This is a genomic window from Acinetobacter sp. Ac_5812, assembly GCF_013072695.1.
GTDB lineage: Bacteria > Pseudomonadota > Gammaproteobacteria > Pseudomonadales > Moraxellaceae > Acinetobacter.
The window spans coordinates 859,249-881,333 of sequence record NZ_LXUK01000022.1 but is presented as its reverse complement, the minus strand read 5'-3'; the positions used below and the strand labels follow the sequence as shown (position 1 = coordinate 881,333).

Below are 22,085 nucleotides of genomic sequence, written 5' to 3'. Positions count from 1 at the left end.
TTATTTTATCAAATTATGTGAAAGATCAAAATAATATTAAGAACTTAAAGATTTGTTTAAAATCGAAATTCTAATCAAATTGTCATAAAAAATTGTTAATTTGAATGAATCGGTCAGAAAACTAGATTGAATTCTCAGTTTTTTTTTCATAGGATAAAAGTGCGACATTTGAAATTGTTGTAAAAAGAAAATAAAAAATAAGTGGTAGGAGGAATTAATGATGTTATATCAATATCATTGTGCATGTTGTGACAAGGTTGTTGCATCAACTGATAAAGAGTGTCCGCATTGTGGCTCTCATCATATCCGTAGTCCGTATGGTCTATGGATGTTCTGTGTTGCGGCATGTCTAGCCGTTGTCGTTGTTATTAAGCTTGCGCATTTGTATACGCAACATCATCAAGAAGATCAGCCCGTTCAAAGCAATTCACTATTTGAGATGTTTAAACAAGATAATACAGATTCTGCTAAATAATTTTGGGGTAAATAAAAAAGCTCGCATTTGCGAGCTTTTTTATAGAAGAGCAGTATGGATTACAATCCAGCTGCATCTTTAAGAATTTCAACTTTATCTGTTTTTTCCCAAGTAAAGGCAGAGTCTGAACCTTCGCGGCCAAAGTGACCATAAGCTGCAGTTTGCTTATACATCGGTTGAATCAGGTTGAGCATACGTGTAATGCCATATGGGCGTAAGTCAAAGTGTTCACGTACGAGTTGAATAATCAACTCATCTGATACTTTACCAGTATTGAACGTATTAATAGAGATCGACGTTGGCTCTGCAACACCGATTGCATAACTCACTTGGATTTCACATTTATCTGCTAAACCTGCAGCAACAATGTTTTTAGCTACGTAACGACCAGCATAAGCAGCAGAACGGTCAACTTTCGATGGGTCTTTACCAGAGAAAGCACCACCACCATGACGTGCCATACCGCCATAAGTATCTACAATAATCTTACGGCCTGTTAAACCACAATCACCTACAGGACCGCCAATTACAAACATACCTGTTGGGTTGATATGGAACTTAGTGCCTGCATGGAACATTTCAGCAGGGATGATCGGCTTAACGATCTCTTCAATAATCGCTTCTTTAAGCTGAATTTGAGAGATTTCAGGGTCGTGTTGTGTTGATAATACAACTGCATCTAAACGAACAGGTTTGCCATTTTCATAAGCAAATGTCACTTGGCTTTTCGCATCTGGGCGTAACCACGGTAATGTACCAGAACGGCGTAATTCTGCTTGACGCTCCATTAAACGGTGCGCATAAGAGATAGGAGCAGGCATGAGAACATCAGTCTCACGGCTTGCATAACCAAACATTAAACCTTGGTCGCCAGCACCTTGATCTTCTGGCTTTTGGCGGTCAACACCTTGTGCAATCTCAGGAGATTGTTTACCGATCATGTTGATGACGGCACAGGTAGAACCATCAAAACCTAAATCGGAATGGTGATAGCCAATACCATTTACGGTTTGACGTACAATCGCTTCAAAGTCCACATTTGCTGTTGTTGTGATTTCACCAGCAAGAACAACCGCACCTGTTTTTACTAATGTTTCACAAGCGACACGCGCATACGGGTCTTCTTTTAGGATTGCATCTAAAATTGCATCGCTAATTTGGTCAGCCATTTTGTCTGGATGACCTTCGCTTACAGATTCTGAAGTAAAAACAGCATACTCGCGCATGAACGTCCTATCATTGGTATTTTCAAAAAGACAGAGTATGTTACATCGACTTGACGCAGAGGACTAGCACAAGCTGACTAAAAAGCATGAATTTATTTCATTTTCATTATGTTTTTATTGATATGTGTATCAGCGAAACTGATATTAATGTCTTTTTATATGAATAAATCTGTAATTTGCTGTTTAAATTTTTAGTTGAGCTTTGAGTGTTCTGTTTATCACTTGAACATTTACACAGATAATGCCAAATGAATGCGGGAAAAATAAGAAATATCGTGTATTGCACTTTACCCACTGGCGTTTTTTTAAGACAATAGTCTCAGTTTTTGAAAGATGATTTCTCATCTTCTCTCATCTTATTTGATTTAATCGGATTCTGACTTATGACAACCCCTTTAAATGAACGTCGTATTGCAAACGCAATTCGTGTCTTGGCAATGGATGCTGTGCAACAAGCAAACTCAGGGCATCCAGGTGCACCAATGGGGATGGCAGATATCGCTGATGTTGTTTGGCGTGAATTTTTAAATCATAACCCGACGAACCCACAATGGGCGAACCGTGACCGTTTCGTATTGTCAAATGGTCATGGCTCAATGTTGCAATATGCATTATTGCATTTGAGTGGTTATGAGTTATCTATTGAAGATTTAAAACAATTCCGTCAATTACATTCTAAAACACCAGGTCACCCAGAATATGGCTATGCGCCTGGTATTGAAACAACAACTGGCCCATTAGGTCAGGGTATTGCAAATGCAGTTGGTTTTGCATTAGCTGAAAAAACTTTAGCAGCTCAGTTCAACAAAGACGGCTTAAATGTTGTTGATCACTTCACTTACTGTTTCTTAGGTGATGGCTGCTTGATGGAAGGTATTTCTCACGAAGTATGTTCACTTGCAGGTACTTTGGGTCTAGGTAAGTTGGTTGCCTACTACGACGACAATGGTATTTCAATTGATGGTGAAGTTGAAGGTTGGTTCAGTGATGATACTGAACAACGTTTCAAAGCTTATGGTTGGCAAGTCCTTCGTGTAGACGGTCATGATGCTGATGCAATCCGTCAAGCGACTGTGGAAGCGAAAGCTGAAACTAATAAACCAACCATCATCATCTGTAAAACGATTATTGGTTTAGGTTCACCAAATAAACAAGGTAAAGAAGATTGCCACGGTGCGCCATTGGGTAAAGACGAAATCGTTTTAACCCGTGAAGCATTAGGCTGGAAAGAAGATTCATTTGTTATCCCTGAAGATGTTTATGCAGCTTGGGATGCAAAAGCAAAAGGTCAAACGTCTGAAGCAGCTTGGAATGAATTGTTTGCTCAATACCAAGCAAAATATCCGACTGAAGCAGCTGAGTTATTACGTCGCATCAATGGTGATTTACCTGCTGAATTTGCTGCGCAAGCAGATGCATTTATTGCTGAAACGAATGCAAAAGCAGAAACTATTGCAACACGTAAAGCAAGCCAAAATACCTTACAGGCATTCGGTCCATTACTTCCTGAATTATTAGGTGGTTCTGCTGACTTAGCTGGTTCTAACTTAACACTTTGGAAAGGTTGCCAAGGCGTACAAGAAAACCCAGCGGGTAACTACGTGTATTACGGTGTTCGTGAATTCGGTATGACTGCAATTGCGAATGGTGTGGCTTTACACGGTGGTTTCGTTCCTTACGTTGCAACATTCTTGATGTTTATGGAATATGCACGTAATGCAGTACGTATGTCTGCATTAATGAAGCAACGTGTGATTCATGTGTACACGCATGACTCGATCGGTTTAGGTGAAGATGGCCCTACGCATCAACCAATCGAACAAATTGCATCTTTACGTGGTACACCGAACCTAAATACATGGCGCCCATGCGACACAGTTGAAGCTGCAATTTCTTGGAAATCTGCTCTTCAACGTAAAGATGGTCCATCTGCACTTATTTTCTCTCGTCAAAACTTACCATTCCAAGCACGTAATGAAGCTCAAATTCAAAACGCTGCAAAAGGTGGTTATGTACTTGCTGAAGAAAAAGGTGAATTGAAGGCAATCATCATTGCAACAGGTTCAGAAGTTTCGTTGGCAATGGAAGCATATGCACAGCTTGAAGGTGTGCGTGTAGTGTCTATGCCATGTGCTGAAGAGTTTATGAAGCAAGATGCTGCATATCGTGAAGCGGTGTTACCAGCGCATATCCGTGCGCGTGTAGCGGTAGAAGCGGCTCATGTGGATTACTGGTGGAAGTTTGTTGGTTTAGACGGCAAAGTGATCGGTATGACCACTTACGGCGAATCTGCACCAGCAAAAGACTTGTTCCAATTCTTCGGTATTACCACTGAAGCGGTTGTTGCTGCGGTTAAAGAATTGACTGCTTAATTGAATTAAGTAGTATAAAAAAGCGTCCTGATTAAGGGCGCTTTTTTTTATGATGATTAAATGGAATATAAATATGAACGAGGAATACATATTCATTATATTGACCCAAAAAATGAAACAGATAATGATATAGCCGATTACTGGTACTTTATTGAAAATTAAAAGATTAAGGTGTTGTGATGAAAAAAGAATTCGAACTTCATGCTTTTGATGAAATATTAGATGATATTAAATATTGGTATTTGGAAAATTTGAATAAAAAAGAAATGTTTTGGCAGTGTGCACAATATAATTTTTTATTTCGCGCATTACAGGAAAGTTTCAAAAATGAAAATGGTGACCCAGCATTTGGTGGCGATTATAATTATCGTATGCAAGCCTATTTTGAAGAGGCTATTCAAGCTCGAGTTAAATGTCATGACATGCCCAGTTGGGCGAAGTTAAAGGGCAAAATATTAGTATTTGATGTGCACTCATCAATGTTTGACTGTTTAGCTGAGAGGGAAACAGGTCGGTTTATAGATGGTTGTGATACACCACCACCTGAGTTTTGGATTCATTTCGATGGAGAAAATTTATATTCATTTATTCCAAATGAGCTCACAAATATTGTCGACCTAGCAATAGATATTTCGATGAGTGGCTCATTGGAATGGTATACGGATGTAATTGAAATTTAATGTAATAGGTCACTCATCCAATACTTAATTCACTCTGAATTGAAATATTTGACGTCAATAACTTATGAATCGGGCAACTTTCGGCGACTTTTAATAAACGTTTATGCTGATCTTCGGTAAATTCACCTTTTAGGATAATTTTACGTTCAATATTGTTTTGTCCTGATTCCGGTTCACCATTCGGATTTAAGGCTAAATCGACATGAACATGATCAAGTTTGATTCCTTTATGTTTGGCATACATTTCTAGAGTAATCGTGGTGCAGGCACCTAAAGCCGAAAGTAAAAGCTGAACTGGATTCGGTGCAGTATCTTGACCACCTTTATCTGCAGGTTCATCTGCATACCAAGTATGGCCAGCAGGGTCTGTCAACGTAACGCGATAAGGTGTAGATGTGCTGAGTGCTTGTGCTGTATGTGTCATGTTTTACCTTGTTGTTTATCGTGAAGTATCTAAATCAAAATATACCCATTGATCATGTGATCTTGCCGATCAATTGTCTAGTATCGAATGGTCTTATGATATTGATTTTTGATAAGTGCTGTAACGCTTTTATTGTTGCACTGGTGAAACATATCGTTTTATAAAGACTAGTGAATAAAAATACTTGATCTATACACTAATCACTATATCAAACAAGGATACGAAAAATGCAATTTAAAACATTAAGCCTCGGTTTAGCAGTCGCTTTAGCTAGTTCGGTAGCATTGGCTGCGCCAGTCGACTATAAAATTGACCCAACGCATACTGCGACCGTATTCAGCTGGAATCACTTTGGTTTCTCTACACCAAGTGCAAATTTCACAGATATTCAAGGGACAATTAAAGTTGATACTGCAAAACCTGCAAATTCATCAGTAGAAGTGACGATTCCTTTAAGCAGTGTAAATACCAATGTTGCTGCTTTGGATAAAGAGTTCCAAGAAGAAGCTTGGTTTAATGCTGCGAAATATCCAAACATTACCTTCAAAAGTACTAAAGTAGAAACCAAAGACAAGAAACACTTCAAAATTACAGGTGATTTAACGGTTAAAGGTGTAACTAAACCTGTAGTATTAGATGCTGTACTGAATAAGCAAGGCGAGCATCCAATGGCGAAAGTACCTGCAATTGGTTTTAATGCAACAACAAGCTTTAACCGTTCTGCATTTGGGATCGGCAACTACGTACCCAATGTTGGTGACAAGATCACTGTGAATATTACAACTGAAGCAACTGCTGCGAAGTAATATCTTATTGAATAAAAAAGCCTAGACCATGATCTAGGCTTTTTTATGATTGTGATGGTCAGATATTATTAATATCCTAATATTAATTTAAAATAAGAATACTAATAATTAATCTCTTGAAAATTAGCTATGTTTTATTTTGGATCTGCGTTTGGATTGGTAGATATAGCGAATGGAATCGACCACTTCACCGACAAAAATACACTCTTCATCCAATGGAATGATATTAGGTTTGAATTCAGGATTGAGTGCTTGCAAGTATCTTGAATTATCAGTTTCGATCACTAGACGCTTAAATGTTGCATCTTCATGCTTTCTCACCACAATCATGTCACCTGACTGCATATCGCTATATTGCACGGTTGGATCAACCAAGATGTAATCGCCCTCATGAAAGACAGGATAATTACTGAGACCTTGTACTTTTAAATAGAAGCAGTGATCGCAATCATCTGGCAATGGCAGCCATTCTTCAACTTGTGTGATATCAACGGATTCCACATTGGTAAAAACCCCCGCTTGGACCCAGGAGAGCACTGGCGCCATATTGGCTTTTACAGGGGAGATATTGGAAGTATCTTCATGACCAGATTCTTTCGGTGTGGCATGCCCTTGACCCGTTTGTAACCAATAAGCATCCACACCTAGAAAATTAGCAATCGAAGGCAAATGTGATGATGAGCTTACCAGTCCTGTTTCAAGCTGGCTGAGAGCAGATTGTGTAATGCCAACAGCAGCAACCACGTCTTTTTGAGACTTCTTGGCTTTTTTTCTTGCTTCTTTGAGCCGATCTTTAAGCATTTTAATGCACCTTAAATCAATAAATTAAGAATATTAGCAAGCTAATGTGAAGTCAAATTAGTATTCTTATTGATTTAATATTAGTTTGCTAATATAATTGTCTTATTCATTAGGCTAAATGCTGGAGGTGCGGCATGAACAAGGCAATCAATCCAAACATGCATATTAAGCAAAATCTTGATGCGGAAATTGAAGCATGGTTGGCACAAGGCAATGTAATCACAAAGATTCAAAATACATATGAGCAGCGCTTGAAAGCAAGACCAAGTCATATTGTTAAGTTTGTATCACCAGAAAAAACCCAAAAAGAATTAAAGAAAATTGAACGAGCCGCTAATCAAGCAACAGGAGTTCAAATTCAGATGTTCAGCCAGTGGCTGGATGCGCACAAGGGACGAGCAAAAGCATTGGTGCAGATTCTAGGTTGTGCACATAGTTATATTTCTCAAATCAAAAGTGCAACTCGGCCATGTGCAAAAGCTCGATTTGAAGAAATTCATCAGGCCATGAAGATTGTTGAAGCGAGAGAAAAGTATCACTAAACGCGCCTAAAAGAATAATCGTTAAATTACAGAATATATAAATCAGTACGAGGTGAAGCTATGAATGCAAATGTAGCAAAATTTGAAAAATTTGAATGGTTAATGCAGGGGCTAAGCTTGCGTTCGCCAAATTTAGAACCTTTTGTGCGTGGTACAGGTGAGAGGGTATTGAATTATGAGGATCGTTTAGGGGTGATTGCCTCAATGCAAAGTCAATTGGCAAAGTCGGTTACCGCATTGATTGTGTTCGAACATAAAAGCAAGCAAGACTATGACGGTGTCCGTCAGTATTTGGCTAAAGTATTTATTGAACAAGCCGTACGAGATAAAAAGCGCGAGCCAGAACGTATTGCAATGTTCCATTTGGCAGAGTTGATATCACGGATGGTGTTGGATTTTGTTTTAGATCCAGATTTGGAGGAAAATTATACAGCCAAAGGGCGGTTAGCCTATGCGGGTATTAGTCGGCATCAGATGAGTGTCGATTGTTATAGAAAGACATGGAAAGGTTACGAGATTAAACTAATAAATGTGCTTGAAACTGCAATTCAAGAAGCAGAAATAGCAATAGAAAAATATAGAATAAATACTTATAAGATAATGAAGGTGTGATATTTTATAGATATAATTATTAGTTTCATATTTATTCTAATTTTATTGTTTAAATATTCTTTATTAAAAGCTCATTATAATATGGGCTTTTAATATGTAGGTAAAGTAAATCTATCTAAGAATAAGGAGGCTATTAATGTTAAAAAATATTTATCCATTTTGGATTTAATCTTTATTGTCTGTGGTGGAATTTTTTATTCAATGTATAGCTCGAATTTATTTTTTTCGAGAAAGCCTGTTCGATTAGATTCTAGATGCTATGGTGTTGATGTACATAAATCAATAAAATACAATCAGATGGAAAATTTTTGCTCATGTGTCCATGTCGGTGGGCATGTAAGTAAAGTGGAAAGCTACAAATATTGTGTAAACCTTTTTAATTCTAAATAAGAAAAATATTAAAAGAATATACAAATGATTCAATGACTGAACTTTAATTGTAGTGATTAATTTTAGTATTCATACGTTGATTTTAATGGGGTTAAGGAAAGAAATACTTACAAAGAGATAGTGATTTAATGATTCCATTTTTGAGGAAACTAAGTTATAGTTTTATTATGCTGGTCGTAATGTAAAATTTTCGATCATAATTAAAAAGCTCATTTGATAAATGGGCTTTTTTATTGCCTAAAAACTCGGTTTCTTATAGAGGCCGAGTTTTTTTATATCTACGGATTGTCAGCTGCTGTCTATTGATAGCGGCTTAAAGCCGAAAATAACTTAAGGTGATTAAAATGAATTGTACAAATAAAATGATGCAGGGCGCTTTCTCTATCAAACACTTAGATATTCTTTCTTATGCCGAGATCGTGCCTGCGATTATGCGAACAACAGCTGATCTCATAGAGACTGCATATTTTGAAGGGAATGCTCAATTAGGTTCTGTCAAAGTGAAGGATACGTGCCAACTATCTTTATCTGCTTATTTCCAAGCACAGAGAGGTCAATTTTCTTTTAGCAGCGCAAATACAACACATCGATCAATTGTCATTTTAGGTGTGGATCAGCAACCTGAACATCAGGTGAAGTTAAATCAAGTTGAGCGTGGATTTGTCATTCATAGCTATTTTTTAGATGATAAATTTGTGGTGACTTTGGGCGAATATAATAGTCTGAATAACGTCACTTTTATTGAAGATAATCCCTCAGAAAACCCAATTGTGACCTTTGAGATTACTGGTTCTCAATCGATGAAGGTCTATGTTGACTATGAACTTGTTGGAGAGTGGCATTCAACCAATTCCCTAAAATTGCCGAAGTATTATCACATTGTCGCACAAGAGGATTTAAAGCAACTCGATTTTGATCTGCGAGAGGCCTATGTCAGTCTGGATTATAAAATGCCATTAGCGCTTGAAGACAATATCTATTATCACTTAACCAGTAAAGGTGAAATCTTGGGCTTACAAGTGAACGCAGGTGATTTTGTACAGTTTCATGCTCAGCAAAGAGAGATCACTCATTTTCCGCAATAGTATGAATTTAAATTAAATAATTAAGTGATGGTGATCACAATGAATTGAGAGTAGTCCGCTATGTGGTTTTGCTTAAAATGTCAATCTAGGCCTTAACTTGCATATGTTAGGGCCTTTCTATTTATGGAGGAAAAATAATGACAGAGTTCGTTTCAACGGGTGCAGGGATTGCAGCCGTAATTAAATCTTATGGAGTTTTTTTTATTGTCATAATGGCACTCACTTTTATGTTTTTGGCTTGGATGGTTGTGATTATGACGCGGCTACCTAAGTCTCGACGTGAATGGGTGGTTTCACTCATTTCAACAGCCGTTGGCAGTATTGCAGGAGGTGCTTTTGTGATTCAGCATTTTGGCTTGCAAGAGTGGAGTCAAAACCCATATGGCGCATTTGCCTTGGGAGGTCTGTACTTCCTTTGTGGTTTGCCGGTATGGGCGATTATTCGTTGGACCTTTAATTATATTAATGCACGAGAAGATTCAACCATCTTGGATGTAGCAAAAGAGGTGAAAGACTTTAAAGACAAATTCTAAAGAAAAAACAATTCAATGCCGCCTTCGGGCGGTTTTTTATTATAAAGAGGAAAATGACATGAAAATAACACAAGACGGTTTTGATATTTTGCGCCATACATTTGGAAAATTAACTCAGTCTCAAGTCGATGGAATCAATTTCCTGATTTCAGTGCTTGATGAAGATGGGACAATCACATCTGTCCAAGCTGCTTATATCTTGGCAACGGCTTGGCACGAAACGGCTAAAACCATGCAACCCGTGATTGAATATGGTTCAGAAAAATATCTAAAGTCTAAGCAATATTATCCCTATATCGGCTATGGCTATGTCCAACTGACATGGTTGGCAAACTATAAGCGAATGGGGGATTACTTAAAAATTGATTTAGTGAAAAATCCGAAACTGGCCCTACAAGCGGATATTGCAGCCCGTGTCATGATTGTTGGAATGAAAAAGGGCATGTTTACGGGTAAGAAATTGTCTGATTACATCTATCAAAACAAGAAAGATTACATAGATGCTCGGCGAATCATTAATGGAACGGATAAAGCAGAGTTGATTGCAGGGTATGCAGAGACATTTGAGGCAGTCTTGCACGCTTCTGAAGTCACGATTTTTTTTGTTGAGAGAATAGAAGCTCATACCGATTCGATACGAACTTCTATTTTAATGTGATTTAGTCTGAGACCTTATGCCGTGGCATTAAATGCATCTGCATAAATTACTTCGCCTGTTGGTACATGCTCTGTAAAAGGCAAGATCTGAAAATATTCGGCAGGCACACCAGCTAACATCAGCCTTGAGTCTGCTTTAAAACCGAATCGGCTGTAATACTGTGGCTCACCAAGTAGAACGCAACCAACTGCATCTAAATCTTTAAGCGCTTCGATACCAGCATGCATCAGTTTAGAACCTACTCCTTGACCTTGATATTCTGGAAGTACCGAGATCGGACCAAGTCCATACCAACCTGTTGTGCCATCAGAAATCTGCACGGGTGAAAAGGCAATATGACCTATAATCTTATTGTTACAATCCGCGACTAGGGAAAGCGTAAGCTGATTGGAATTGCGTAGGGCATTCACAATAAATTGCTCGGTATGGCTTGAATGTTGTTCTGTTGCAAAAGCAGCTTTGGTTAAATCAAAAATGCTCTCAATGTCAGATGGATTTTCATCGCGAATGTGTATATTCATCTTCATTTTCTCTTGTGTTTCCTGATCTAAAATTGCACGAATTTGTTTAAGTAATGGAGCGTCATTTGTATATTTCTCTCCATAACTTAAGTTAAATTCATAATTAAAATCAGGTGAGTTGATTCCTTGATTGTGTTGAAGGATCGTTTCTAATTTATCTAATGCCTTGACGATTTTTGCTTCTGGTGTTGCTGCATCTTCATATTCTTGCCAAAGTGATCGAATCAACATTTGAGGTTGATCATCTAAACATTCGGTTAATTGATAAAGATCCTGCTTTTCCTGCTGATTCTTAGCTGGAAAATGATCTTTCAGAATGGCTGGAATATCACCATGAATGGCTTCGCCAAGGTCATGAATTAAGCACATTTTTAGTAATTTCTCCAAATCAATGTCTTTAAATTGATCTGCAAAAACTACCGCCATTAAGCATAAACGCCAGCTGTGTTCTGCGGTACTTTCCTGACGGCCATTCGATGTATGCGAAAAGCGAGTCATATTTTTTAATTTTTCCGCTTCACGTAAAAATGTTAAGCGATTTTGAATTAGGTTTAGTTCCATTTTCTTTCTCAAAAATAAACCATATATAATTTGGATAGACCCGATTGACCTAACAGTAGGATAGACATAGCTAAGACCAATCATGGGTTTATCCAAACCCAATGATTGTTTGTTAACGATTGTCTAACTGAGGACGTACAGATCTAAGCCCATGTAGATTAATTTGATAGGGCTGCCCATTACAGGATTTGATCAGTCTTTTCTTTCTTAGCTTATTAAAAACGTCAAGGTTGCAATCAGATAATAAGAAACCTTCTCGGCTATAGCATTCTACAGCGATGGTTTGACCAGCGTCATTGCGAAGTTTTACGATTTTTCCGCCTTTAGCCAAGACGTGAAGTGTCCGTTGTTCGGACTTAGATAAGTTCATGTTGTTATCCAGATATAAGTAATCAGAAGCAAAGTTAGGCTTGAAGCCAAAAAAATCGCGAAGATAACCAATTTCAATATGTGATTGAAATGTAGTTACCAGATTACTGCTATCTCCAACATAAAACCCTCGATATAGATGCGATACGATGTGTATCACTAGAAATACTAAAGCAAGATAAATTAAAAAGCAATAATTGCGTGAAAGATAACATTTTGAAGCAGAGTCAAATCTTATTTTTTCGGTCGTTTTTCTTTGAGACGTAAGTAGGCGGGTACAGATTTCTTTGCTTGCCGACGTAGCATAACTTTAATGTATAACACGATGGCAAAACATGCGGTGGCAACGGTGAGCATTAGGCTATTCATATAGCTCATTACAGAGCTAACGTAACCTATGGTTGCTAGACGGCGCTGCATACGTTCAACTTGAGTACTGGATTCAATTCCTGTAATTGCCCATGTGCATAAATGCTCACAGTTATTAATAATGAGGTGGTAGTGATTTTCATGCATGCGTGAGCGCATACGCTTTACAACAGCTTTGGCTTTGTAGCGTGGGGATTGATAATGTCTCGTATAAATTGGCTTACCACGGGCAAAACGCTGGATAGACGTCATTTCAATGGGATGCTTTTTAAAAATATGAGCAAACCCAGAATAATGAATAACCCGTCCACGACCTGCATAAATACCATGATGGCTATAGCCAAAGTGTTTTACGATGAGGTGAGCGCCAATCGAATAGCGTGGGTGTTTTTGCTGCATGTCGATACTATGATGTTTATACTCGTATTTTAGTGAAAAAATGTGAATCAATCGAGCCTATTTGCAGCATCAAGTTCATGATTATGTTTGGCGTTTGTATCTGCTATTTTGTGGTATGCGTTGCTATGGGACAATGAAGCAAATCCATGCTTAAACTTCGTATTTATGATTAAAAAATGGTTTTTCCTAACATCTGCATTTTTAGCGAGTTCGATTGTACATGCGATGCAGCATGAAACCTTGCAATTGAATCAGCAAAATTATGATGTGATTAAAGTTGAGCATCTCAATCAGTTGCAACTATTTTTAAAGCAACCTCAGAGCAATCGTTATTATCAGAAGTTTGCAGCTATCCAAAAAGCGCTACCTGCTTGTGAGAAGCTCAATTTTGCAATGAATGCAGGAATGTATCATGCAGATTTTCAACCCGTAGGCTTGTATATCGAAAATGGCAAGGAGTTGGCTAAGCTCAATGTCGCAAAGGGCTTTGGTAATTTCTTTATGCAGCCTAATGGCGTCGTTGCTTGGAATGATCATCATGCTGTGATTAAAAGCACTGCTGATTATAAGCATGATCAATTTAAAGCAAAATTTGCAACACAGTCAGGGCCAATGTTGGTCTATCAGGGGAAAATTAACAGCCAGTTTCTCGCTGACTCGAATTCATTAAAAATTAGAAATGGGGTTGGTGTTAAAGGTAATCAGTTGTATTTTGTGATTTCACAACAACGCGTCAGTTTTTATCAATTTGCCCAGTTTTTTAAGCAACAATTGAAAATCGACAATGCTCTGTATTTGGATGGTTCGATTTCTAGTTTGTATTCAGCACAAATTAAACGACATGATAAAAATTTTAACTTAGGACCAATTGTGGCAGAAGTGAATAGAGAGAAGTGTAAGTAATACTGATAACCCTAATCTCTTGATAGAAAGAGATTAGGGTGGGCTTATTTTTATTGGATTGGAGGGTTGATCATCGCAAGTAATTCTTTGCGGCTGTAACCTCGAGAAATCAGTACTTTTTTGATGCCCTTAATCACATCTTCATCTGTTGCTTTAACTAAAGCATCCAACAGTTGTTCATTGGTTTTGCATGAACAATCATTTTCAACGCAAGAAGTCTGGTTCTTGTGTTCGTTATATTGTTCATCTGCATTGAACAGTTTTTGCCAAAAACTCATAGAGCCTTCATATACAACCTAACATAGCTCGAAATATAGCCGCTTTAAAATAAAATACAAGTCAGCTTAAGTGATAAAAGCAGCAGTTGAACTTCAATTTTTTCGATGAGCCTTTGAATGTCTAACGAAATTATGACATTTGAATGACTTGATCTTTGAAAAATATCATTTTTTTATAAATATAGTTTGAATAAAAATAAAGGGTTACTGGAACCCTTTATTTAATATTGTTACATTGAAATAATTTGTTTAAATCTTTTCGAGCAAAACCCCTGACTCTATATGATGGGTAAAAGGGAATTGATCGAACATTGCGAACTTCACAATTCGATGGGTCTGACTAAGTGTTTTTAAGTTGTCATGCAGGGTATCTGGGTTGCATGAAATATAGAGAATGCGCTCAAAACCTTGTAATAGTTTAAGCGTTTCATCATCAATGCCAGCACGCGGTGGATCAACAAAAACCGTGTCAAAGTCGTAGCTTTGAATGTCGATTTCAGCTTCTTGTAAACGCCTAAATTCACGTTCACCTTGATATGCCTGAGTAAACTCTTCGGCAGATAAACGCGCAACTTGAATATTCTCAATCTGGTTTTGCTCAATGTTCCATTGCGCTGCGTAGACTGAAGATTTAGCAAGTTCAGTTGCGAGGACACGCTTAAATTTCAAAGAGAGTGGCAAAGTAAAGTTACCGTTACCACAATACAATTCTAAAAGGTCTTTTTCGGACTTTTGTGCAGCATCACAAGCCCATTCCAACATATGTTGACACACTTGCGCATTAGGCTGGGTAAAGCTGCTTTCAATTTGTTTGTACTTAAACTTGCGACCGTGAACATTCAGTTGTTCAACCACATAATCATCGCCAATAATCACTTTCTGGCCACGGCTACGCCCCATGATTTTAATATTCAGTTTTTCAGCTAACGCTTTAGCCGCTGTTTCCCATTCAGCATCTAATTTACGGTGATAAATCAGGGTGACTAACATCTCTCCACTTAAGGTTGAGAGAAAGTCTGCTTCGAAAACACGTTGCGATAAAATAGGAACTGCTTTTAATTCATCTAATAGACGTGGCATCAAGTCATTGATGCTTTGATCCGCAATCGGAAACTCATCCACGCGGATAACTTCTTTTTGTTTTCCATCTTCAGCACGTTCAAACATGGCATAGAACAAATCATCTTCGGTATGCCAGATACGAAATTCTGCACGCATACGGAAATGTTGTTCAGGCGATTGAAACACTTCTAAAGCTGGTGGATTGAACGATGCAAACTGTGTGGTAATACGTTCAACTTTCTCTTGAAGTTGCTGTTGGTAAGATATGGTCATAAAAAAGAAAACTACAGGTGAAATCTAAACGGGAATGGTATCAAAAAAAGCGTGCCAAGGTGCAGGAAATTATGACATTCACTTATTTAGATGCTGCGTCGATAGAGAGTACAGATCGGATAAAATCTGCTTTAATTTCCCGATATTGGTCTTGTGATAAGCCAACACATCTTTGTTTGAGCTGATTATATTGTTGGGTCAGGCTAGGTGAATTTCTTAATAGATCACGAAAGGTGATGAAATTGCAAAATTCTGAACCTGTCACCACGATTTGTAAGGCGACATCATGTTCTAACGATTCCAACATGCATAGCTCATGGGTACGCAATGTATCAAGTTTTTCTTTAAAGTTAAGCTGTTGTAATTGCTGAATAGCGTCAATGAAGCGATGAGCGGGGACTTCGATATAAATATCAAGATCACCTTTTGAAATTGCATTGGGAATGGCAGATGAACCAATATGCTCAATAACGGCAAAAGGGATGAGCGGCTGGATCTTATTTTTATAATCGTCAAAAAGCTGAGCGCAGTTGGGTTGATATTCAGCAGCTGATAAAAAATGCATATAAATGGTCTCATTTTTATAATAGGAATAAGATGATTTAGAAAATAATAAAAAACCCGAACCATGTAAACATGATTCGGGTTAGGAGATAGAAGACTGAAAATTAGTCCTCAGATAAAGTCATTAAACTCGCATTACCACCTGCTGCTGCAGTGTTTACGCTAATTGCTCGTTCAATGACTAGGCGTTCCAAAGGAATTTGTTCATTTGCTTGTAACTGGGTAATCCCGACAATCGCACCTGAACGATTCGCAACTTTGGTTTGCAAATCTTGCAACTGTTCAACAGAACCATGATGAAGCACTGCATCAAACGCATCTTTTTCTACACTTGAAATCACAGTGATTGCATCTAAAACATCTTTTGGTAAAGACGCTTTGTGTTTTGCCAAGAACGCATTGTCTTTCAACACAGCCGCAGTACTGCTAACTGAGAAAATCGCAAGTAATTGCTGTAACTGGCTTGCTTCATCATTCGCAATCGAAAGCACACGATGACGAGGTAAGATAATGTATTGGTTGCTTTCACCAGTAGGGCCTTGCAACTCGTAGAACTTACCTACACCAAATGCTGGAATCGTTGGAATTGCTTGAGGCATGTTTTGATTCGCCCAAGCCAATAAGCTTTGATAAGCAACATTTGACACAGCATCAAAGTTAGAGATTTCAGCTTTCACCGCAAATGGGGTTGCCAATACTTTCTCTGAACAATGTTCCATCAAGCGGTACATATAAAGCGGACCACCTGCTTTCGGACCCGTACCCGATAAGCCTTCACCACCAAATGGTTGAACGCCTACAACAGCACCAACGATGTTGCGGTTGATATATAAGTTACCCACCTCAGCACGTTGGATCACGGTATTAATGGTTTCATCAATACGTGTGTGTAGACCCATGGTTAAGCCATAGCCTTTGGCATTGATACGGTCGATCAATTGCTCAAGTTCACCGTACTTATAAGTGATGATGTGCAATACAGGACCAAATACTTCGCGCTCTAAGTCATCAAGATTTGGTAATTCGATCGCTGTTGGCGGAACAAAGGTACCTTGTGCAAGTGCTTGTTGGCTTACTGCATCGTTAAACATCAATTGATGAACAGGGTAGCCCTTAGATTTCATCTTTTGAATGTGTGTATCGATGGTTTGTTTTGCTTCAGTATCAATCACTGGGCCAATGTCAGTTTTTAAGATCGCAGGATGACCTACGATTAACTGCTGCATTGCACCTTTCAACATTTTGATGACGGTTGCAGCGCTGTCTTCTTGAACACATAAGATACGAAGTGCAGAACAACGTTGACCCGCACTGTCAAATGCAGAACTAACGACATCGAGAACGACTTGTTCAGTCAGCGCAGAAGAATCGACAATCATTGCATTTTGACCACCGGTTTCCGCGATTAACGGAATTGGTTGACCATTTGGAGACAAGCGTTTCGCAACCGTCTTTTGCAAGATTTTTGCAACTTCAGTCGAACCTGTGAACATGATGCCTTGAACGCGATCATCTTGGCTTAATTGCGCACCGACTGTTTCACCACGGCCTGGAAGAAGTTGAACAACGCCGTGTGGTACGCCAGCTTCCCAAAGCATTTGAACTGCTTGAGCTGCAATTAAAGGTGTTTGTTCAGCAGGTTTGGCAATCACACAGTTACCACTGACCAATGCAGCTGCAATCTGACCAGAGAAAATCGCAAGAGGGAAGTTCCATGGGCTAATACACAATACGGTGCCTAATGGCTTGACTTGCGCATTTACAGGTAATGCTTCGATTTGAGTTGCGTAATAACGCAAGAAATCTACTGCTTCACGTACTTCAGCAATCGCATTGGCATAGGTTTTACCACTTTCACGGCAAAGCAATACCATCAACTCTTGAATGCGAGCTTCCATCAAGTCAGCAGCGCGTTTTAAGCAAGCAGCACGTTCTACTTTATCTGTTGCAGCCCAGCTTTGTTCAGCTTGTACCGCTGCTTCTAGCGCCAGTTGTACATCTGCGCTGGTTGCTTCATTGACATGACCAACAACTTCACTGTTTTGTGCTGGGTTTGTAATTGCAATCGCATTGCTTTGATCGTGAACTGTTGATTCAAATCCAAGTAACGGTGCACTTTTCCACACGTGGTTACGAAGTTTTTGTGCAGTTGCATCAAGATCTGTTAATGGTTGATCGTTATTTAGATCAAAGCCATTTGAGTTTGGACGTAATGGGTAAAGATCATGCGGAAGTGGAATCGCAGGGTGTTTTAAGCCAAGCTGCCCTTCGTCTTTCGCAGCAGTTTGAATATCTTTGATTGGAGACTGAATCAAGTCTTCAACTTTTAAAGTCTTATCAGCAATACGGTTTACGAATGAGGTATTAGCACCATTTTCAAGTAAACGACGCACTAAATAAGCAAGTAAAGTTTCATGGTTACCAACAGGCGCGTAAACACGGCATGGAACACCTAACTTGCCATCTTCTTTAGAACCAGCCACTTGTTCGTACAATGGTTCGCCCATACCATGCAAGCATTGGAACTCGTATTGACCAGGATAGTATTTGCTTGGATCAGCCAAGGTGTAGATTGTGGCAAGTGATTGCGCATTGTGTGTCGCAAATTGCGGATACACTTGATCTGGTGCAGCAAGTAGTTTTTTCGCACAAGCGATATATGACAAATCAGTGTGAACTTTACGGGTAAACACAGGGTAGTCAGTCATACCATCAATTTGCGCTTTCTTGATTTCGCTGTCCCAGTATGCACCTTTCACCAAACGGATCATCAGGCGTTTGTTACTGCGTTTTGCAAGGTCAACGATGTAATCAACAACGTAGAAACAACGCTTTTGATAAGCCTGAATAACGAAGCCAATGCCTTTCCAGTCAGCAAGCTTAGGTTCAAAACATAAACGCTCAAGCAATTCGAGGGAAATTTCTAAACGTTCAGACTCTTCAGCATCGATGTTTAAACCGATGTCATATTGTTTTGCCAAGCACGCAAGTTCGAAGACTTTGTTGTAAAGTTCGTGATGAACACGCGCAATTTGTGCACGTTGGTAGCGTGGATGTAAAGCAGATAGCTTGATTGAGATACCAGGGCCATCATAAACGCCACGGCCATTTGATGCTTTACCAATGGCATGGATTGCCTGAGTGTAGTCGTTGTAATAACGCTCAGCATCATGTTCAGTCAGTGCAGCTTCACCCAACATGTCGTATGAGTAGCGGAAACCTTTGTGTTCAAATGGTTTTGCATGATCAAGTGCTTCTTCGATGGTTTCACCCGTAACAAATTGCTCACCCATCATACGCATTGCAACGTCGACCGCTTTACGGATGATGCCGCGACCACTACGTGCTAAAAGACCAGTCAAAACACTCGATAAGCTGGTTTGCTTCGGTGTTTCCATTAACTTGCCAGTTAACATTAAGCCCCATGCAGCAGCATTTACGAACATCAGGTTGCTTTGACCAACGTGATCTTTCCAGTTACCTTGGTTGATTTTGTCGCGAATCAATAAATCACGAGTTGCTGTATCTGGAATACGAAGCAAAGCTTCAGCCAAACACATCAACGCTACACCTTCCTGTGAAGAAAGTGAGAATTCTTGTAGAAGACCTTGAACAATACCAGCTTTACCCGCCGAGCTTTTACGTTCACGTAAATTATGCGCTAGGCTAAATGCAAGTTCATAAATTTTGTGGTCAAGATCAGGGGAAATGTTTGCTGCTTCAGCAAGTACAGCGACTGCTTCAGGCTCAGCACGTCGCCAAGCTGTATTAATGCGTTGCTCAAACTCACTTTTTTCTTTAAATTCGGTAATATAACCGTCGATGTGAGCTGTTTCCATTTGTGCGGGAGTATCCAATGTATTCATACTAAATTCCAATAACAATCTCTAGAACATATTGAGTAGAGAGGTTTAGTTAATTTATGATTACAGAATGAATCCCGAGTAACTCACTATAATTTACTTATTTTTTAGAGGAAAATTCAGTTGAATGGCCCTATTTATACATTAGATCGTACTGATCTGAAAATTCTGGATATTCTTCAAGCAGATGGGAGAATTTCTAATAGTAAATTGGCAGAATTAGTGAACCTCTCGCCGACTGCGGTGATGGCACGTGTCCAGAAGCTGACTAAGGACGAATTTATTTTGGGATATGAGGCAAAACTCAATCCGAATAAGCTGAATGCCAGCTTTTTAGTCTTTGTTGAGGTGCTACTGGATAAAACTACACCCCATGTATTGGATGATTTTATTGATGCGGTGACGCAATATCCTGAGATCGTGGAATGCCATATGGTCAGTGGTGGCTTTGATTTCTTGATTAAGCTGCGGAGTGCGGGGATGGAGGAGTTTCGCCGTATTGCAGGGCAGATTTTATGGCAGCTCCCAGGTGTGAAGGAAACACGGAGCTACCCAGTCATGCAGGTGGTGAAAGACAGCTCTAAAATAAAAATTAAATCAAAAACAAAATTTTAGACAAAAGAAAAGGGGCTCAAAAGCCCCTTAATTTTTTATCATAATTATTTCATTTCACGTGCATAGATTTCATCAGCTTGTTCGAAACGACTTGTTACCGCTGCATTTGGTGCCTTACCAAGTAAGCTCACCACAACGATACTGATCAAGGCAAAAACGAAGCCTGGAATAATTTCATAGATACCCGTGTAGCCGAAGAAGTTTTTCCATAGGATTACAGTCAAAGCACCAACAACCATACCCACCAATGCACCGTTTAACGTCATACGTTTCCAGAACAATGAAAGAATAATTAATGGACCAAATGCCGCACCAAAACCAGCCCAAGCATAAGCCACTAAGCCAAGAACTTTACTCTCAGGGTTTTGAGCAAGAGAAAGGGCAAGCATTGCAACAGCAAGTACCATTGCACGGCCAATCCAAACCAGTTCTTTTTGAGATGCATTTTTGCGGATAAAGCCTTTGTACAAATCTTCCGTCAAAGCACTAGAGCAAACCAGAAGCTGGCAGCTTAGTGTACTCATAACTGCAGATAGAATAGCAGCAAGGATCACACCCACAACCCAAGGGTTGAATAAAATTTTGGTGAGTTCCATAAATACAGTTTCAGGGTTAGCCGTTACCGCAGCAGCAAACTCAGGATGCATTTGGAAATAAGCGATACCGATAAAGCCTGAACCAACTGCGCCAGCTAGACATAGAATCATCCAGGTCATACCGATACGGCGCGCAGCTGGAATTGATTTTACTGAATCAGCGGCCATGAAGCGGACAAGGATATGTGGTTGACCAAAATAGCCAAGACCCCACGCTGCAGCAGAAAGAATCGCAACAACGCTTAAGTTTGTCGCAAAATCAAATGCATGTGGACGTACACTTTCAACAACCGCAGTAAACTCTTCCATACCAATGCCTAAAGACATGTAGGTCACGATTGGAAGCAGCAATAATGCAAAAATCATTAAGCCTGCTTGGAAAGTATCAGTCCAGCTGATTGCAAGGAAACCACCAATACACACATAACCAATGGTTGCGAATGCACCTAACCATAAGGCTGTGCTATACGGCAAATGGAATAATGTTTCGAATAAACGTGCACCAGCGACCATGCCAGAAGCACAATAAATCGCAAAGAAAACAAGAATAATCAATGCAGATGTGACGCGTAGGATTTTCTTCTGATCGTCAAAACGACCAGTAAAATAATCTGGTAAGGTGAGGGCATTGTTTTGTACTTCAGTGTGTACACGTAAACGTCCTGCAACCAAATACCAGTTTAGCCATGCACCAATAATTAAACCGATGGCAATCCACGATTCAGATAAGCCAGTTAAGTAAATAGCGCCAGGTAAACCCATGAGTAACCAACCACTCATGTCTGATGCGCCCGCAGATAAAGCGGTTACAAAACTGCCTAGACTTCGGCCTCCAAGAATATAATCGTCAAGGTTTTTGGTAGAAAAATAGGCGTATAAACCGATGCCAAGCATGGCCAGGATATATACCACGAATACAACAACTGTGGGATTAGAAAAATTCATAATGGATGCCTGTCCTTACATATCCATAATTTGCAATCACACCTGAATAGCTAAAAAATCATTGACTATTCTTGGGATTGATAAGGTCACAGATTCAAGCACAAATGATTTTTAAAATACTGTTATGTTTGTGTATTTAATTTGTATATTTTGTGTAATTTAA

22 protein-coding genes are annotated in these 22,085 nt (G+C 39.1%); 11 read left to right on the top strand and 11 right to left on the bottom strand.

The genetic code is table 11. The features are described 5' to 3' along the window. The first annotated feature begins 217 nt into the window (after positions 1-217). Positions 218-475 (top strand): hypothetical protein, encoded by a 258-nt coding sequence (locus tag A7P55_RS17585; RefSeq protein WP_004807761.1) that lies wholly within the window; start codon positions 218-220, stop codon positions 473-475. A 59-nt stretch (positions 476-534) separates the two neighbouring features. On the opposite strand, the gene metK is transcribed toward A7P55_RS17585, so the two are convergent. Beyond that, entirely contained in the window at positions 535-1,701 is a 1,167-nt protein-coding gene (metK, locus tag A7P55_RS17580) for a methionine adenosyltransferase (RefSeq protein ID WP_004653111.1), read from the bottom strand. A gap of 383 nt (positions 1,702-2,084) precedes the next feature. On the opposite strand from metK, the gene tkt reads away from it, so the two are divergent. Together tkt and A7P55_RS17570 are read left to right on the top strand one after the other, a co-directional pair. Then, positions 2,085-4,073 (top strand): transketolase, encoded by a 1,989-nt coding sequence (gene tkt / locus A7P55_RS17575; RefSeq protein ID WP_171553103.1) that lies wholly within the window; start codon positions 2,085-2,087, stop codon positions 4,071-4,073. 179 nt (positions 4,074-4,252) lie between these two features. Next, positions 4,253-4,753 carry a hypothetical protein gene (locus A7P55_RS17570; RefSeq protein ID WP_171553102.1) on the top strand — a complete coding sequence of 167 codons (501 nt, stop codon included), beginning with the start codon at positions 4,253-4,255 and terminating at the stop codon, positions 4,751-4,753. Positions 4,754-4,766: 13 nt separating this feature from the next. On the opposite strand, the gene A7P55_RS17565 is transcribed toward A7P55_RS17570, so the two are convergent. Then, positions 4,767-5,177 (bottom strand): OsmC family protein, encoded by a 411-nt coding sequence (locus A7P55_RS17565; protein ID WP_171553101.1) that lies wholly within the window; start codon positions 5,175-5,177, stop codon positions 4,767-4,769. A 227-nt stretch (positions 5,178-5,404) separates the two neighbouring features. On the opposite strand from A7P55_RS17565, the gene A7P55_RS17560 reads away from it, so the two are divergent. Further along, positions 5,405-5,983: a YceI family protein gene (locus A7P55_RS17560; protein ID WP_171548295.1), complete on the top strand. Its 579-nt coding sequence runs from the start codon at positions 5,405-5,407 to the stop codon at positions 5,981-5,983. A gap of 123 nt (positions 5,984-6,106) precedes the next feature. Here the strand turns inward: A7P55_RS17560 and A7P55_RS17555 are convergent, their stop codons facing one another. Continuing rightward, positions 6,107-6,784 (bottom strand): XRE family transcriptional regulator, encoded by a 678-nt coding sequence (locus A7P55_RS17555; RefSeq protein WP_005316102.1) that lies wholly within the window; start codon positions 6,782-6,784, stop codon positions 6,107-6,109. 134 nt (positions 6,785-6,918) lie between these two features. Between A7P55_RS17555 and A7P55_RS17550 the strand changes: the two genes are divergently transcribed. The 5 genes from A7P55_RS17550 (at position 6,919) to A7P55_RS17530 (ending at position 10,604) form a co-directional block, all read left to right on the top strand. Then, the gene (locus A7P55_RS17550) at positions 6,919-7,326 is read left to right on the top strand and encodes a hypothetical protein (RefSeq protein ID WP_171553100.1); all 408 of its coding nucleotides are present in this window, start codon (positions 6,919-6,921) and stop codon (positions 7,324-7,326) included. A gap of 60 nt (positions 7,327-7,386) precedes the next feature. After that, entirely contained in the window at positions 7,387-7,938 is a 552-nt protein-coding gene (locus A7P55_RS17545; RefSeq protein ID WP_171553099.1) for a hypothetical protein, read from the top strand. A 734-nt stretch (positions 7,939-8,672) separates the two neighbouring features. Next, positions 8,673-9,413 carry a hypothetical protein gene (locus A7P55_RS17540; protein ID WP_171553098.1) on the top strand — a complete coding sequence of 247 codons (741 nt, stop codon included), beginning with the start codon at positions 8,673-8,675 and terminating at the stop codon, positions 9,411-9,413. A 137-nt stretch (positions 9,414-9,550) separates the two neighbouring features. After that, positions 9,551-9,946: a hypothetical protein gene (locus A7P55_RS17535; RefSeq protein ID WP_171553097.1), complete on the top strand. Its 396-nt coding sequence runs from the start codon at positions 9,551-9,553 to the stop codon at positions 9,944-9,946. A gap of 58 nt (positions 9,947-10,004) precedes the next feature. Continuing rightward, positions 10,005-10,604 carry a hypothetical protein gene (locus A7P55_RS17530; RefSeq protein ID WP_171553096.1) on the top strand — a complete coding sequence of 200 codons (600 nt, stop codon included), beginning with the start codon at positions 10,005-10,007 and terminating at the stop codon, positions 10,602-10,604. 14 nt (positions 10,605-10,618) lie between these two features. On the opposite strand, the gene A7P55_RS17525 is transcribed toward A7P55_RS17530, so the two are convergent. The 3 genes from A7P55_RS17525 to A7P55_RS17515 form a co-directional block, all read right to left on the bottom strand. Then, positions 10,619-11,686: a bifunctional HD family hydrolase/N-acetyltransferase gene (locus A7P55_RS17525; protein WP_171553095.1), complete on the bottom strand. Its 1,068-nt coding sequence runs from the start codon at positions 11,684-11,686 to the stop codon at positions 10,619-10,621. 112 nt (positions 11,687-11,798) lie between these two features. Then, complete coding sequence (locus A7P55_RS17520) at positions 11,799-12,056, bottom strand: YjhX family toxin (protein ID WP_004807702.1); 258 nt, start codon at positions 12,054-12,056, stop codon at positions 11,799-11,801. A gap of 233 nt (positions 12,057-12,289) precedes the next feature. Beyond that, positions 12,290-12,823, bottom strand: coding sequence for a lecithin retinol acyltransferase family protein (locus A7P55_RS17515; RefSeq protein ID WP_171553094.1), 534 nt, complete (start codon positions 12,821-12,823; stop codon positions 12,290-12,292). A 165-nt stretch (positions 12,824-12,988) separates the two neighbouring features. Between A7P55_RS17515 and A7P55_RS17510 the strand changes: the two genes are divergently transcribed. Continuing rightward, positions 12,989-13,726, top strand: a complete 738-nt coding sequence (locus A7P55_RS17510; protein WP_171553291.1) for a phosphodiester glycosidase family protein — start codon at positions 12,989-12,991, stop codon at positions 13,724-13,726. A gap of 50 nt (positions 13,727-13,776) precedes the next feature. Here A7P55_RS17510 and A7P55_RS17505 read toward each other — a convergent pair whose 3' ends face one another. From A7P55_RS17505 to putA, 4 genes are all read right to left on the bottom strand, one after another. Further along, positions 13,777-14,004, bottom strand: a complete 228-nt coding sequence (locus A7P55_RS17505; RefSeq protein ID WP_005152392.1) for a hypothetical protein — start codon at positions 14,002-14,004, stop codon at positions 13,777-13,779. A gap of 249 nt (positions 14,005-14,253) precedes the next feature. Beyond that, on the bottom strand, positions 14,254-15,339 hold the full coding sequence (trmA, locus tag A7P55_RS17500) for a tRNA (uridine(54)-C5)-methyltransferase TrmA (protein ID WP_171553093.1): 1,086 nt from the start codon (positions 15,337-15,339) through the stop codon (positions 14,254-14,256). 82 nt (positions 15,340-15,421) lie between these two features. Continuing rightward, positions 15,422-15,904 carry a GrpB family protein gene (locus tag A7P55_RS17495; protein WP_171553092.1) on the bottom strand — a complete coding sequence of 161 codons (483 nt, stop codon included), beginning with the start codon at positions 15,902-15,904 and terminating at the stop codon, positions 15,422-15,424. 103 nt (positions 15,905-16,007) lie between these two features. Beyond that, the gene (putA, locus tag A7P55_RS17490) at positions 16,008-19,769 is read right to left on the bottom strand and encodes a trifunctional transcriptional regulator/proline dehydrogenase/L-glutamate gamma-semialdehyde dehydrogenase (RefSeq protein ID WP_171553091.1); all 3,762 of its coding nucleotides are present in this window, start codon (positions 19,767-19,769) and stop codon (positions 16,008-16,010) included. Positions 19,770-19,889: 120 nt separating this feature from the next. Between putA and A7P55_RS17485 the strand changes: the two genes are divergently transcribed. Then, positions 19,890-20,381, top strand: a complete 492-nt coding sequence (locus A7P55_RS17485; protein WP_004807694.1) for an Lrp/AsnC ligand binding domain-containing protein — start codon at positions 19,890-19,892, stop codon at positions 20,379-20,381. 44 nt (positions 20,382-20,425) lie between these two features. Here the strand turns inward: A7P55_RS17485 and putP are convergent, their stop codons facing one another. Next, positions 20,426-21,922 (bottom strand): sodium/proline symporter PutP, encoded by a 1,497-nt coding sequence (gene putP / locus A7P55_RS17480; protein WP_171553090.1) that lies wholly within the window; start codon positions 21,920-21,922, stop codon positions 20,426-20,428. Positions 21,923-22,085 lie beyond the last annotated feature (163 nt).

Excerpts from the sequence above, each read along its gene's own strand:
- A7P55_RS17585 (WP_004807761.1), top strand. The coding sequence starts at position 218 with ATGATGTTATATCAATATCATTGTGCATGTTGTGACAAGGTTGTTGCA.
- metK (WP_004653111.1), bottom strand. The coding sequence starts at position 1,701 with ATGCGCGAGTATGCTGTTTTTACTTCAGAATCTGTAAGCGAAGGTCAT.
- tkt (WP_171553103.1), top strand. The coding sequence starts at position 2,085 with ATGACAACCCCTTTAAATGAACGTCGTATTGCAAACGCAATTCGTGTC.
- A7P55_RS17570 (WP_171553102.1), top strand. The coding sequence starts at position 4,253 with ATGAAAAAAGAATTCGAACTTCATGCTTTTGATGAAATATTAGATGAT.
- A7P55_RS17565 (WP_171553101.1), bottom strand. The coding sequence starts at position 5,177 with ATGACACATACAGCACAAGCACTCAGCACATCTACACCTTATCGCGTT.
- A7P55_RS17560 (WP_171548295.1), top strand. The coding sequence starts at position 5,405 with ATGCAATTTAAAACATTAAGCCTCGGTTTAGCAGTCGCTTTAGCTAGT.
- A7P55_RS17555 (WP_005316102.1), bottom strand. The coding sequence starts at position 6,784 with ATGCTTAAAGATCGGCTCAAAGAAGCAAGAAAAAAAGCCAAGAAGTCT.
- A7P55_RS17550 (WP_171553100.1), top strand. The coding sequence starts at position 6,919 with ATGAACAAGGCAATCAATCCAAACATGCATATTAAGCAAAATCTTGAT.
- A7P55_RS17545 (WP_171553099.1), top strand. The coding sequence starts at position 7,387 with ATGAATGCAAATGTAGCAAAATTTGAAAAATTTGAATGGTTAATGCAG.
- A7P55_RS17540 (WP_171553098.1), top strand. The coding sequence starts at position 8,673 with ATGAATTGTACAAATAAAATGATGCAGGGCGCTTTCTCTATCAAACAC.
- A7P55_RS17535 (WP_171553097.1), top strand. The coding sequence starts at position 9,551 with ATGACAGAGTTCGTTTCAACGGGTGCAGGGATTGCAGCCGTAATTAAA.
- A7P55_RS17530 (WP_171553096.1), top strand. The coding sequence starts at position 10,005 with ATGAAAATAACACAAGACGGTTTTGATATTTTGCGCCATACATTTGGA.
- A7P55_RS17525 (WP_171553095.1), bottom strand. The coding sequence starts at position 11,686 with ATGGAACTAAACCTAATTCAAAATCGCTTAACATTTTTACGTGAAGCG.
- A7P55_RS17520 (WP_004807702.1), bottom strand. The coding sequence starts at position 12,056 with ATGAACTTATCTAAGTCCGAACAACGGACACTTCACGTCTTGGCTAAA.
- A7P55_RS17515 (WP_171553094.1), bottom strand. The coding sequence starts at position 12,823 with ATGCAGCAAAAACACCCACGCTATTCGATTGGCGCTCACCTCATCGTA.
- A7P55_RS17510 (WP_171553291.1), top strand. The coding sequence starts at position 12,989 with ATGATTAAAAAATGGTTTTTCCTAACATCTGCATTTTTAGCGAGTTCG.
- A7P55_RS17505 (WP_005152392.1), bottom strand. The coding sequence starts at position 14,004 with ATGAGTTTTTGGCAAAAACTGTTCAATGCAGATGAACAATATAACGAA.
- trmA (WP_171553093.1), bottom strand. The coding sequence starts at position 15,339 with ATGACCATATCTTACCAACAGCAACTTCAAGAGAAAGTTGAACGTATT.
- A7P55_RS17495 (WP_171553092.1), bottom strand. The coding sequence starts at position 15,904 with ATGCATTTTTTATCAGCTGCTGAATATCAACCCAACTGCGCTCAGCTT.
- putA (WP_171553091.1), bottom strand. The coding sequence starts at position 19,769 with ATGAATACATTGGATACTCCCGCACAAATGGAAACAGCTCACATCGAC.
- putP (WP_171553090.1), bottom strand. The coding sequence starts at position 21,922 with ATGAATTTTTCTAATCCCACAGTTGTTGTATTCGTGGTATATATCCTG.